We start from the raw sequence: 13,007 nt of genomic DNA on the forward strand, positions 1-13,007 counted from the left end.
CTTTCTGACGAACTGAACCGCCGCCATATTCCGATTGCTCTGATTGAAGCACAGAATCAGCTGGGCTTTGAAAAGCAGAGCGGGAATCTGGATATGGCTGCCTTCAGCAATTATCAGGTGGTCCGTCTGTATGCCATGTCCAAGGATGAACTGATCAAGCTGGATCCGAAGGAAGCGGCATCCCGTTTCTATATTTCCGATATTGAACGGAATATCCGCATGAATCTTTTCCCCTCCTTCAAGTTCCCTCTGAACGGCATGACCCTGTCTGAAACCAATGCATCCTATATTGCAGATGTGTCTTCCCGTTTGGAAAATCATGGATTCTCCGTAGGAAAAGCATCGGTGATGGAACCCTATTTCCCGGAGAATGCGCTCCGCGGACTGGCTATGGCAGGCGCCGTTTCCCTGGTGGTTCTTACCCTGCTTCTTCTGATGCCTTCCCTTTCTAAATTCGTTTGGGTTTTGGAAATTGCAGGACTTGTTATAGCAGAAGGTCTTTTCTTTGTGCTTCATTCCATTCTGCCTCTCCAGCTTCTGGCACTGGGAGCTGCTGTCTGCACACCGGTAGTGGTGGTCAGCCTGTTCCTGGAATACTGCCTGAAGAGGAAGGATACCGCTTTTGCAGAAGTGGGCTGGGGCAGACTGCTGCTGGAATCTCTCGTGATTCTCTGGGTCTGCGGGCTTTGCTCCCTGGCCGGTGCCGCTTTTATCAGCGGTCTTCTGGGAGATATCCGTTTCCTGCTGGAAATACAGATTTTCCGCGGCGTCAAGCTTACTTTCCTCCTCCCGCTCATCCTGATTTCTGTGGTGTATATCCAGAAATTTCCCTTCTTTGGAGAAGTCGTTTCCTCAGACAAAGATTTCATCCGCTTTGTAAAAAAATTCTGCGGCGTGCAGATCCGTCTGGGGCTTCTTGTGGGGCTCGGCCTTCTGGCAGTGGTGGGATATGTCTTTATCGGCAGAAGCGGAAACAATGGAGCTCCAGTTCCGGGATTTGAAATTGCTCTCCGCCGGTTCCTGGAAAATGCCATGTATGCCCGTCCCCGGGAAAAGGAATTCTTATTCGGCCATCCCGCCGTTCTGCTGGCCATGACTGCCCTCTATCGGAAATGGCCCCAGATTCTCCATTATTTCCTGATTGTGGCTGTTACCATAGGGCAGGGTTCCATGGTGGAAACCTTTGCTCATATGAGAAGTCCCTACATGCTGAGCTTTATCCGTGGTCTGGACGGCCTCATGGCAGGCAGTCTTTCCATGATTGCTGCCCTTGTGGGCGTTATGATTCTGGTACGTCTGACCAAATTTTTTGGAGAAAGATATGGCAAATTATAAAATCGTCATTTCCGGTTATTACGGCTTCAATAATGCCGGCGATGAAGCCATGCTTTCCGCCATCCTGCAGGCATTGAAAGGTACCTTTGATTCTCCTGACATTACTGTTATTTCAGGAAATCCAAAGTCAACGGCTGCTGCCTTTGGCGTACACACGGTGCCCCGCTTCAGTATTCCGGGAATCTGCAGAGCGATTTTTTCCTCGGATCTTATTATCAGCGGCGGTGGAAGCCTGCTTCAGGATGTAACAAGCTGGAAAAGCATGATTTACTATCTTTCCATCATTACCCTGGGAGTGCTGTTCAGAAAACAGGTATTTCTCTATTCCCAGGGCATTGGTCCTGTACGTTACCGGGCGATTCGCATTATCCTGAAGCATGTGCTCAACCATGTGGATGCCATTACGGTCCGTGATAAGGAATCGAAAGGGTTTCTGGAGCGTCTTGGCGTCCACCGTCAGATTTATGCTACCGCTGATGCGGTGCTGTCTCTGTCACCGGCTGATCTCTCCATAGGAAAGAAAATTCTTGCCGAGCAGGGAGTACCGGAAGGGCGAAAGAAAATCGGACTGGCTATCCGCTACTGGAATCATTCCAGAGAGTGGATGGATCAGTTAAAAGCCGCAGTACAGCGGCTGGAAAATGAAAACCATGCATCGGTGATCTGTATTCCTATGCAGTATCCCGAAGATGAAATGGCTGCAGAGAGCATGGGCTGCCAGGGCGACCATATCTATGTCCTGAATCAGGATTATTCCATTGAAGAGCTCATGTCCCTTATCGGCAACATGGATGTACTCGTCGGGATGCGCCTTCATGCCCTGATTTTTTCAGCTCTCATGCATGTACCTTTCCTTGGCGTTTCCTATGACCCCAAAATAGATAACTTTCTGGCCCTTATCGGACAGAAAGCTTCCACATCCGTTCAGCACATGGATGAAGAGAAGTTGTATAATGATACATGCAGGATCCTTTCTGAAGGTCTTGCTGAAGACGATTGGAAGAATGTGGACGCGCTCCGTGAGCGGGCTTGTGAAAATGTCCAGATTTTAAAAAATCTTGTTACCCACAAGGAGGAAAACTGATGAATCATCTTTCAAATGAAGAAACCGCTTTTCTTAAGGATGAAGCTAAAAAGATTCGTATCGACATTTTAAAAATGATTACAAAGGCAAATTCCGGCCATACAGGAGGCTCTCTCTCCATTGCCGACCTGCTGACTCTTCTGTATTTCAAAGAAATGAACGTGGATCCGAAAAATCCAAAGAAGGCTGACAGGGACCGTCTTGTTCTTTCAAAGGGCCATGCAGCACCTGCTCTCTATGCCTGCCTGGCAGAAAAGGGATACTTCCCCAAGGAAGAACTGGGCCATCTGCGTCAGGCCGGCCACATGCTCCAGGGCCACCCGGATATGAAGCATACCCCCGGTGTGGACATGACCACCGGTTCCCTGGGACAGGGAATCAGTGCAGCCTGCGGCATGGCGCTGGCCTGCAAAATGGACCATGCTGACTGGCGTGTATACGCCGTATTGGGTGATGGGGAACTGGAAGAAGGACAGGTATGGGAAGCTGCCATGTATGCTGCCCATTACAAACTGGATCACCTTACTGCTTTTGTGGATAACAACGGTCTCCAGATCGACGGCCCCATTACGCAAGTTATGTCATCTCTTCCTATTACCGATAAATTCCGTGCATTCGGCTGGCATGTCATCGAAACAGGCGGCCATGATATGGAAGCGCTTCATGATGCCATTGAAGAAGCCCGCACGGTGACAGGAAAGCCTACCATGATTGTCATGAAGACAGTAAAAGGGAAGGGCGTTCCGGAAATCGAAAACCAGGTTGGCTGGCATGGCAAAGCGCCGACAGAAGAAGAATGTGAAAGATTTATTAAACAGGTGGAGGCAGAATGATGGGGAAAGCAACTCGTGATGCATATGGCGAAGCTCTTAAGGAACTGGGCGCAGTAAATCCGGATATCGTTGTATTGGATGCCGATTTGTCCGCATCTACCAAAACCCAGGTATTTGCCAAAGCCTTTCCTGACCGTTTCTTTGATACAGGAATTGCAGAAGCAAACATGATGGGTGTAGCGGCCGGACTGGCAGCAGCAGGCAAGATTCCTTTTGCCTCTACTTTTGCCGTGTTCGGCGCAGGCAGAGCCTATGAACAGATTCGGAATTCCATCTGCTACCCGAAGCTGAATGTCAAAGTAGCTGTAACCCATGCCGGCCTGACTGTAGGCGAAGACGGTGCAACCCATCAGATGCTGGAAGATATTACTCTCATGCGCGCACTGCCGAACATGACGGTCATTGTGCCGGCTGATGCGGCAGAAACCAAAGCAGCTGTAAAATGGGCTGCTTCCTACCGTGGACCGGTGTATATCCGCATGGGCCGGGCAAAGTGCGAGGACATTATGCCGGCAGACGCTGCTTTTGTACCGGGAAAGAGCACCACGCTCAAAGACGGTAAGGACGTTACCTTTATCGCCTGCGGCATTATGACTGCGAAAGCGCTGAAAGCAGCTTCCATGCTGGAAGAGCAGGGGGTATCCGCCAGAGTCATCAATATGAGCTCCATTAAGCCCATTGATGAAGAAGCGATTGTCAAAGCCGCTGCGGAAACAGGTGCCATTGTTACAGCAGAAGAACATACGGTCAAAGGCGGTCTCGGCGGAGCCGTTGCCGAAGTTCTGGCACTGAAGAAACCCTGCCTCATGGATATGGTGGGAACAGAAGATACCTTCGGTCAGTCAGGCAAGGCCGATGAATTATTGGAAGTATATGGACTCACTGCAGAGCATCTGGTTTCCTCGGCTCTGCATCTGATCAGCAGAAAGTGAGGATTGGATGATTACATTTGATCAGGTATCGCTCCAATACGATGCCAAACATACTGCCCTGAAAAATATGAGCATTCATATTGACAAAGGGGAGTTTGTATTTGTGGTAGGACCCAGCGGTGCCGGCAAATCTACCTTTGTCAAAGTGCTGACCCATGAACTGATTCCGGAGTCAGGCACGGTGATTGTGAATGGAATCAACATTACCAAGTTAAAAAGAAGTAAAGTTCCCTATTATCGGAGAACGCTGGGCATTGTCTTCCAGGACTTCCGCCTTCTCTCCGAGAAAACGGTTTTTGACAACATTGCTTTTGTCCTTCGGGTAACCGGTGCCAAGAGCAGGGAAATCAAAGAACGGGTCAACCGTGTTCTTGATCTGGTAGGTCTCAGAAATAAAGCCAAAGAGCTTCCTTCCAAGCTGTCAGGCGGTGAGCAGCAGCGTGTTGCCATTGCCCGTGCCCTGGTCAACCAGCCCATCCTTCTGATTGCCGATGAACCCACCGGCAACCTGGATCCGGTGACGTCGGAAGAAATCATGAAGCTTTTCAATGAAATCAACCACATGGGAACCACAATCATTATGGTGACCCATAATAAAGACCTGGTCAACGCCATGCATAAACGGGTTATTAATATTGAAGACGGCCGCATCATAGCAGACCAGGAAAAAGGGGGATACCATTTACATGTTTAGTTCTCTTGGTTATTTCTGGAAAGAGACTTTCTTTTCTTTATTCCGCAATAAATTCATGGCTGTGGCATCCGTGCTTACGGTTACCCTTTCCATGTTCATTCTTGGCGTCTTCCTCTGTGCTGTGCTGAATATCAACCACATGGCCACCTACCTGGAAAACCAGGTGGAAATGACGGTTTATCTCAAGGATGGACTGAATACGGACCAGGTCATGGCTGTAGGCAAAAAACTGAAAGCTCTTCCTGAGCTGAAAGAAATCAAATTTACCAATAAAGACCAGGCCATGGCGGAATTCAAGCAGCGGCTGGGTGATCAGCAGGGAATTCTCGATGCGATCAACGGCAATCCGCTTCCCTCTTCTTATTCCACCTCCTTCTCTACGCCCTCTGCTCTGAAGAATGCAGTAAGTATCGTTTCTCAGTACAAGGAAGTGGACTCTGTTCAGTACGGGCAGGATATTATTGAACAGCTGTACAAGGTGGCCCAGGTCATCCGTATCGGCGGTGTCATTCTGATTGTATTCCTGGCCGGTGCCGAACTCTTTATTATTTCCAATACCATTCGCCTTACCGTGTTCGCAAGACGCCGTGAAATCCAGATTATGAAATATGTAGGCGCCACCAACGGCTTCATTCGCTGGCCCTTCATTTTTGAAGGTATGGTCATCGGTTTTCTTGGCTCCGGTATTGCCTCCTTCATCCTCTGGGAAGGATACAAGGTGGTACTGCAGAAAATGACAGAGGCGGGACTCGTATTTATTCCTATGATTTCCCTCTGGCCTTTCATTGGCTATATGACATGCATGCTTCTGGCCGCAGGCATCATTATCGGCATCCTGGGAAGTACGATTTCCCTTCGCAAATATATGAAGGTGTAAATGCCTATGAAAAGATCAACGTATGCGGCTTCTATTCTGGCAGTAGGCATTCTGCTGGGGGGACAGGCACTGTCTATGCCTTCCTATGCCGATGACCTGGATGATCAGGTACAGGATCTACAGGGCCAGATTGATTCTTCCCGGATTGAACAGGAAAACTGGCAGCAGGTTATCGAAGATGTCAGTGCCAAACTGAAACAGATTCAGGCTGATCTGGATGCTGCCAATGCAAGACTGCAGGGCATCAGAAACAAGCAGGCGGAAATCAATGCACAGATTGTCCAGACGCAGAATGAAATTGTGAAGATGGAAGCCTATCTGAAAACAAGGCAGAATGTGCTGAACCGCCGTGTTCGTGCCATTTATATGCATGGACAGCTGAATTACCTGGAAGTTATTCTGGGCGCCAACAGCTTCAGTGATTTTGCCAACAGAGTAGAGCTTTTGAAGCGGGTCATCCGCTCTGACTATAATCTGATTCTGGAAATACAGAAACAGAAAGCAGCTATTGAGGCAAAGAAAGCACAGCTGGAAGAAGACAAACGCCAGCTGGATGCTCTTGCTGCAGAAGCGGAAAAGACGCAGCAGGAAATTGCTGCCAAGAAAGCAGAACAGCAGAAGGTGCTGGATGCAGCCAAACAGAATAAGGCTGCTGCAGCACAGATGGAGCAGGATTTGAACTCCCAGCTGGCTTCTGTGAAAAACCTCATTCAGCAGCGCCTGGCAGCGGCAGAAGCAGCCAGACAGGCTGCGCAGCAGGCTTCGGAAGATGAAGGCAGCGGTGGAAGTGATGACAACTACGTGCAGGGTACCGGTGCTATGGGCTGGCCCTGCAGCGGTCCTATTACTTCTCCCTTCGGCTATCGTACCCATCCTATTTTTGGAACCACCATCTTCCATGCAGGCATTGATATCGGCGTAGATTACGGTACGCCTATTCACGCTGCCGACAGCGGTGTGGTAGTATATGCAGGCTGGATTTCCGGGTATGGCAATGCAGTCATTATCGATCATGGCGGCGGCATTTCTACTCTGTACGGACACAATCAGTCCCTTGCCGTATCTGAAGGGCAGTCTGTGTCTAAAGGAGCAGTTGTAGCCTATGCCGGTTCTACAGGAAATTCCACTGGACCGCACTGTCATTTTGAAGTTGATGTCAATGGTTCTCCTGTAAATCCGTTGGGGTACCTCTAATGGTTCACAGATTCATACATTTCCTTACGGAATACTGGAAACGGGTGACTGCCTTTATCCTGGCAGCTCTGTTCTGTGCTCTCCTTCTTGTTGCAGGAGGAGCCGTGTGGCTGACAGGAGGATATCCCCAGGATTTCCTTCGTTTCCTTTATACCTATCGGACATTGAAAGAAAATTATTTCCGGCCTGTAGATGAAGACTCCCTCTGGCAGGGCGCTTCCCAGGGCATGCTTTCCAGTCTGAATGATCCCTATTCCACCGTGCTTTCCGGAGATGCCTACAATTCCTTCATGGAAACCACCAATGGCGAATACGGCGGAATTGGTGTGGTCATGGGCATGGACGGCGAAAACCAGATTCGGATTTTCAATGTGTTTGATGGCAGTCCTGCAGAAAAAGCGGGCCTGCAGAGCGGGGATATTCTTCTTTCCGTGGACGGCGCCGGTGTAGATACGCTGGGGCTTTCCGGTACGGCGCAGGCGGTGAGAGGCGAAAACGGCACCGATGTGACCATCGAAGTTGAACGGGATCAGGAAACAAAATCCTTTACCATGCAAAGGTCCAGTGTGAGCATGCCTACAGTAGTCAGCCGCATGGCCGATGAAGGAATCGGATATATCCACATTTTCAGCTTCAGCAGACACACGCCTGCCGAATTCAAGAAGCAGCTGGCCGCACTGAAAGACCAGGGCTGTGAAAAACTGATTATTGATCTTCGCATGAATCCCGGTGGCATGATTGATTCCGTCGTTGCCGTAGCGGATCAGATTCTCTCCGGTGGTTCGGTGGTCAGCTATCATACCAAGAATCACGGCAGTGAGAATTTCACTGTCAAAGGGGTGGAGGATCCCATGCCCATGGCGGTTCTGATCGATAAGAACAGTGCCAGTGCCGCTGAAATACTGGCCGGTGCTGTGCAGGATAAAAAAGAAGGCATCATTATCGGAGAAACCAGTTATGGAAAGGGAACCGTACAGGCTGTCTATCCTGACGGAAATAATGCAGCTCTTAAAATATCCATTGCGGAATATCGGACAGCAGCAGGCAGAATTATCGATAAAAAAGGAATCGTACCGGATGTTCCTGTAGAACAAACCGGCCGGCCTTTCAGTTTCACTTCGGACAATGTTCTCCAAAAAGCTGTGGAGCTTTTGAAAGAAAAATAACGGTAAAAACCGCAGACGCTCACGCGGACTGCGGTTTTCTGTTTACTGGAGCATTATAGATATATGAGATCTCTGAAAGATGGAAAATTTCGCTTCTGCATAAACTTATTCAGCCTTTCCTGCGCTCCGGCATGATATAATAAGAATGTATCATTCTGTCATTGAGTAAGTGAGGTATGTTTATGTTTATTGATAGAGCAAAAATAATTGTTGTCTCCGGTGCCGGTGGAGATGGCATGGTTTCTTTCCGCCGGGAAAAATATGTCCCCAGAGGCGGCCCCAGCGGCGGCGACGGTGGGAAGGGCGGCTCGGTGTTTATCCGTGCTGACAGCGATTTAAATACCCTGATTAATTTCCGCCGTCATCGCAAATTTGCTGCCAAGGCCGGTGCCAACGGCGGTGCAAAGGAAATGTTCGGGAAAAACGGTGAGGATGTCATCATCGACGTTCCTTTGGGAACCATGGTGTATGATGAACGTACGGGAGAACTTTTAGCTGATATGACCCAGAATGGTCAGAAGGTCATGGTTGCCAAAGGCGGTCATGGCGGCAGAGGCAATTCCCATTTTGCTACATCTGCCGTACGGGCTCCTACCTATGCGGAAAAAGGAGAACCGGGCGAAGAAAAGAATATCCGTCTGGAATTGAAAATTCTGGCGGACGTAGGTCTTCTCGGATTCCCGTCCGTGGGTAAATCCAGCCTGATTCGCAAAGTATCAGGCGCCCGCCCGGAAGTGGCGGCCTACCATTTCACTACTCTGACGCCTGTACTGGGCGTGGTCAGCCTTGATGCCGAACGCAGCTTCGTTATGGCAGATATCCCGGGACTTATCGAAGGAGCCAGTCAGGGAACCGGTCTGGGAGATGAATTCCTTCGCCACGTAGAACGGACTAAAGTGCTGATTCATGTTCTGGATGCTGCCGGCAGCGAAGGCCGGGACCCCCTGAATGATTTCCATGTCATTAATAATGAATTGGAATTGTACAGCCCCGAACTGGCTAAGAAGAAACAGATTGTAGCTGCCAACAAGATTGACCTCATTGAAGATCCTGCCAAACTGGAAGAACTGAGGAAGGCCATTGAAAAGGAAGGATATCTTTTCTTCCCCGTCTGCACCCTCACCGGGAAAGGACTGAAACCTCTCCTGGAGGCTGCATGGAACATTCTGCAGGAAGTACCGGATGTGACCTTTGAAAATCCGGAAAAAGCCATTGTATATGAAGTTCCTAAAGATGAATTCCTGATTGAAAAGAAAGACGGCATTTTCTATGTAAAGGGAAAGAGAGTGGAGAAACTGGTGGGAATGACCAATTTCGAAGACTACCTTTCCATGCGCCGTTTTGAAAGAGCCTGGCGTTTCATGGGCCTGGACAAGCTCCTGAAGAAGGAAGGCATAGTTGAAGGAGACACTGTAGATCTCTATGGCGTTCAGTTCACCTTTGCCGACAGCCGGGATTCTGTGGATGAGGATGATGAAAACTAAAGGAGACAGGACATGCTGACTGGAAAACAGAAACAATATTTGAAAAGTGAAGCCGTAAAACTTCCTGCCTATGTGCAGATCGGCAAAGAAGGACTGACAGATGCCGTAGTCAAAAGTGTGGAAGATGTACTGCTTGCCAGAGAACTGATCAAGGTAAAAATCAACCAGAATTCCGATGAGGACATCCGGGATACCGCATCCCTGCTGGCCAAGGAACTGGACTGCGAAATTGTGCAGATTATCGGGCGAAACTGCGTGCTTTTCAAACAGAAAGAAAAGAAGTCCCACTATGAGCTCCCCTGATATATCCTGTCGTCAGGCGATTCCCCGCAAGAAACGAATCGTAGTCAAAGTAGGGACCAGTTCGCTCACCTATGATAACGGCAAAATCAACCTTCGTTTCCTGGATCACCTTGCCCGGCAGATTTCTGATTTGAAAAACAGGGGCATTCAGGTCATTCTGGTTACATCCGGTGCCATCGGCATCGGCTTTCCTGAACTGGGATTCAAAGAAAAGCCGGCCTATCTGCCTTATAAACAGGCATCCGCTGCCGTGGGGCAGGGCATCCTTATGAATATTTATGAACACTTATTCAGGGAATATGGCCACGTCGTAGGGCAGCTTCTCTTTACCAAAGGGGATGCAGTCAATTCCAAACGGTACCTTCACATGCATGGCACCCTTCTGTCCCTGCTGGAACTGGGCGCCATTCCGGTCATCAATGAAAATGACGCTGTCACCGCTGATGAAATCAAAATCGGTGATAATGACACCCTGTCTGCCATTGTGGCCAGCATTGCAGAAGCGGATCTGCTGATTATTCTTTCCGATATAGACGGACTCTATGATTCGGATCCAAGAAAAAATCCCAAAGCCAGGCTGATTCACGAAATCCCTGCTTTTTCCAGGGATATTTTCCGCATGGCCGGCGGTGCCGGTACATCTCAGGGAACAGGCGGCATGTACACCAAAATTCAGGCAGCAGAAATCTGCGTCCATTCCGGCATTGATATGATTATTGCCAAAAGCACGATTCCTGAAGTGCTGGAGCGCATTATGGACGGCGATGATATAGGCACTTTCTTTAAAGGGGAAAATGTTCATCCCCAGCTGAAGAAGAGAGATATCATCATCGGTACCGCAGTCAAGGGTAAAATTCTGGTGGATGAAGGCTGCCGCAGAGCGATTCTGGAAAAAGGTTCCAGCCTTCTCCCGGTGGGAATTACGGGAACAGAAGGCCATTTCTCTGAAGGAGATACGGTGGCTGTATTCTGCGGAAACAATGAAGTGGCCCGCGGAATTACCCATTACAGCAGCGAAGACATCGGATTAATCCGGGGTCTTCACACAGAACAGCTGAAAAATGCCCTTGGTGTTGAACCGCCTTACGATACGGTGATTCACCGGGATAACCTTCTGGTGATGAAGTAATTATGAAATTATCTGAAAAAGCCGGCTGGCTTATATATTATTATACGAAGCATCCCAAAGGACGGTTTGAACTGTCCCATATACTGGAACTTTTATGTTTTTTGATAGTGTGCATCTTGATTGTGGAAGCGGTGTTATACGTATGGTTAAACGGATAGGCCTTTTCGGCGGTTCATTCAATCCCATCCATATCGGCCATCTGGTGATTGCAGAAGCAGCCTGGCAGGAATTCGGACTGGAAAAGGTTATTTTTATTCCTTCCGGAGATACGCCTCATAAAGATATGCATCACATTGATAAATTTGACCGTTACAATATGGTCCGGGAAGCGATAGGGGACAATCCCCGTTTTGAACTGTCCCCTGTGGAAAGAGACAGAAGCGGACCCTCCTATACCGTGGACACCGTGCATATCCTGAAAGAGAAACTGGGGCCCTCTTACGAGTTTTACTTTATCTGCGGCACCGATGCACTGGCAGATCTTCCTACCTGGAAATACAACCGGGAACTTTTGGCCTGCTGCCATTTTATCTGTGCCAGCCGTCCGGGAAATGAAGAAAAGCTGCGGCAGTCTGTTGCTTATTTCGGCAAACTGGGAGAAGAAAAAATCCATTTTCTTCTTACCCCTGAACTGGATATTTCCTCTACCATACTGAGAAAGCTTCTGAGCCAGCATAAGTCTGTCCGCTATTTTATACCGGACGGTGTGATTTCTTTTATTCAATCGCATCATCTGTATGAAAGGGAAAATCATGGAGCTTAAAGATATACAAAAAGATTTACAGGAGATTCTTTCTCCCAAACGTTTTCGTCATTCCAGAGGCGTTGCAGAAACAGCACGCCATCTGGCAGAAAAATACGGTGCTGATCCGCAGAAAGCCTACGTGGCAGGATGGGTGCACGACTGCGCCAAAGAGCTTCCCCTGTCGGAAATGCAGGGCATTGTAAAAAAAGCCGGCCTTAAGGCCGATGCCTATCTCCTGTCAAGCCGTGCCCTGCTGCATGGACCTGCAGGCAGCGTGCTGGCTGCTTCCAGATACGGCATAGAGGACCCGGAAATCAGAAGTGCAGTCTATTACCATACCACCGGCCGTCCTTCCATGACCCTCCTGGAGCAGATTATCTTCCTGGCTGATTACATTGAGCCATCCCGTGATTTTCCCGGAGTAAACGCATTAAGAAAACTGGCGGAAGAGGATTTGGGACAAGCCCTTCTGGCTGCCTATGATTCTACCATTTCCCACCTGCTGGATCAGAAAGCCTATATATACGATTTGACTTTTCTGGGACGGAATGATTTAGTTCTGAAACTTGAAGAGAAGACGAATGACTCAAAATAAACACGGAAAATTAAAAGTTAAAAAATTAATTGTATTTATTCTGATGACCCTGGCTGCCCTCACTATTCTGCTCATTGGAATCGGCAAGGGCGTGTCCTACCTGTTAGGAAAAGTAGATAACGGAGATGCACCCATCTCCTATTACCTGTTCATCGGCACGGATAAGGATTCCGGCAATGAAGCGGACGCCATTCTTCTGACGGCCTGGAACAGCCGGGACAAGGAAGTTACCTTCATTTCCATACCGCCGAATACCAAGCTTACAAGGCAGGAAAAAAAGAACCAGCTGATCAAGACCACCTTTACAGAAGGCGGCTCTGAAGAAACAAAGAGTGCGGTAGAAAATCTTCTTCATCTGCGCATTGATAAGTATGCGGTTGTTGATTACGCTGACTTCCAGAAATATATGACCCAGATGGGGGATATTGATCTTTATGTGGAACGAAATATGGACCACAAAAACAGGGAAGGGGAAACTGATATCCATATCCGTCAGGGCTACCAGGATCTCAATGGCGAAAATGCACTGGGCTACGTACGGTATGTGGATTCCAAGAATGGCGAAATAGACCGCATCCAGCGGCAGGAACGCTTCCTGAAAACGGTAATTCACAGGATGCAGGATCACCCGGCACT

14 protein-coding genes are annotated in these 13,007 nt (G+C 48.8%); all 14 read left to right on the plus strand.

Annotation, left to right across the window (positions count from 1 at the left end; translation table 11 throughout):
* Positions 1-1,335, plus strand: a 1,335-nt coding sequence (locus ACI4N7_RS03605; RefSeq protein ID WP_439731997.1) for a DUF5693 family protein, incomplete at its 5' end; no start/stop codon positions are given.
* Positions 1,322-2,419, plus strand: a complete 1,098-nt coding sequence (gene csaB, locus ACI4N7_RS03610) for a polysaccharide pyruvyl transferase CsaB (protein ID WP_439731998.1) — start codon at positions 1,322-1,324, stop codon at positions 2,417-2,419. The genes ACI4N7_RS03605 and csaB, both read left to right, overlap by 14 nt.
* Positions 2,419-3,252 carry a transketolase gene (locus ACI4N7_RS03615; RefSeq protein WP_439731999.1) on the plus strand — a complete coding sequence of 278 codons (834 nt, stop codon included), beginning with the start codon at positions 2,419-2,421 and terminating at the stop codon, positions 3,250-3,252. Before csaB ends, ACI4N7_RS03615 begins: the two co-directional genes overlap by 1 nt.
* On the plus strand, positions 3,252-4,184 hold the full coding sequence (locus ACI4N7_RS03620; protein WP_439732010.1) for a transketolase family protein: 933 nt from the start codon (positions 3,252-3,254) through the stop codon (positions 4,182-4,184). Before ACI4N7_RS03615 ends, ACI4N7_RS03620 begins: the two co-directional genes overlap by 1 nt.
* A gap of 7 nt (positions 4,185-4,191) precedes the next feature.
* Positions 4,192-4,878, plus strand: coding sequence for a cell division ATP-binding protein FtsE (ftsE, locus tag ACI4N7_RS03625; RefSeq protein WP_439732000.1), 687 nt, complete (start codon positions 4,192-4,194; stop codon positions 4,876-4,878).
* Entirely contained in the window at positions 4,871-5,755 is an 885-nt protein-coding gene (ftsX, locus tag ACI4N7_RS03630; protein WP_439732001.1) for a permease-like cell division protein FtsX, read from the plus strand. The genes ftsE and ftsX overlap by 8 nt, the downstream gene beginning before the upstream one ends.
* Positions 5,756-5,761: 6 nt before the next feature.
* Positions 5,762-6,949 (plus strand): murein hydrolase activator EnvC family protein, encoded by a 1,188-nt coding sequence (locus ACI4N7_RS03635; RefSeq protein WP_439732002.1) that lies wholly within the window; start codon positions 5,762-5,764, stop codon positions 6,947-6,949.
* On the plus strand, positions 6,949-8,115 hold the full coding sequence (locus ACI4N7_RS03640) for a S41 family peptidase (RefSeq protein WP_439732003.1): 1,167 nt from the start codon (positions 6,949-6,951) through the stop codon (positions 8,113-8,115). The genes ACI4N7_RS03635 and ACI4N7_RS03640 overlap by 1 nt, the downstream gene beginning before the upstream one ends.
* A gap of 182 nt (positions 8,116-8,297) precedes the next feature.
* Positions 8,298-9,599 carry a GTPase ObgE gene (gene obgE, locus ACI4N7_RS03645; protein ID WP_439732004.1) on the plus strand — a complete coding sequence of 434 codons (1,302 nt, stop codon included), beginning with the start codon at positions 8,298-8,300 and terminating at the stop codon, positions 9,597-9,599.
* A gap of 12 nt (positions 9,600-9,611) precedes the next feature.
* The gene (gene yhbY, locus ACI4N7_RS03650) at positions 9,612-9,902 is read left to right on the plus strand and encodes a ribosome assembly RNA-binding protein YhbY (protein WP_439732005.1); all 291 of its coding nucleotides are present in this window, start codon (positions 9,612-9,614) and stop codon (positions 9,900-9,902) included.
* Positions 9,889-11,031: a glutamate 5-kinase gene (proB, locus tag ACI4N7_RS03655; RefSeq protein ID WP_439732006.1), complete on the plus strand. Its 1,143-nt coding sequence runs from the start codon at positions 9,889-9,891 to the stop codon at positions 11,029-11,031. Before yhbY ends, proB begins: the two co-directional genes overlap by 14 nt.
* A gap of 142 nt (positions 11,032-11,173) precedes the next feature.
* On the plus strand, positions 11,174-11,794 hold the full coding sequence (nadD, locus tag ACI4N7_RS03660) for a nicotinate-nucleotide adenylyltransferase (RefSeq protein ID WP_439732007.1): 621 nt from the start codon (positions 11,174-11,176) through the stop codon (positions 11,792-11,794).
* Entirely contained in the window at positions 11,784-12,371 is a 588-nt protein-coding gene (gene yqeK, locus ACI4N7_RS03665) for a bis(5'-nucleosyl)-tetraphosphatase (symmetrical) YqeK (RefSeq protein ID WP_439732008.1), read from the plus strand. Before nadD ends, yqeK begins: the two co-directional genes overlap by 11 nt.
* The coding region (locus ACI4N7_RS03670; protein ID WP_439732009.1) for an LCP family protein at positions 12,358-13,007 on the plus strand (650 nt) is incomplete at its 3' end. The genes yqeK and ACI4N7_RS03670, both read left to right, overlap by 14 nt.

It is taken from the genome of Dialister sp. (assembly GCF_051885895.1).
Taxonomy (GTDB): domain Bacteria; phylum Bacillota; class Negativicutes; order Veillonellales; family Dialisteraceae; genus Dialister.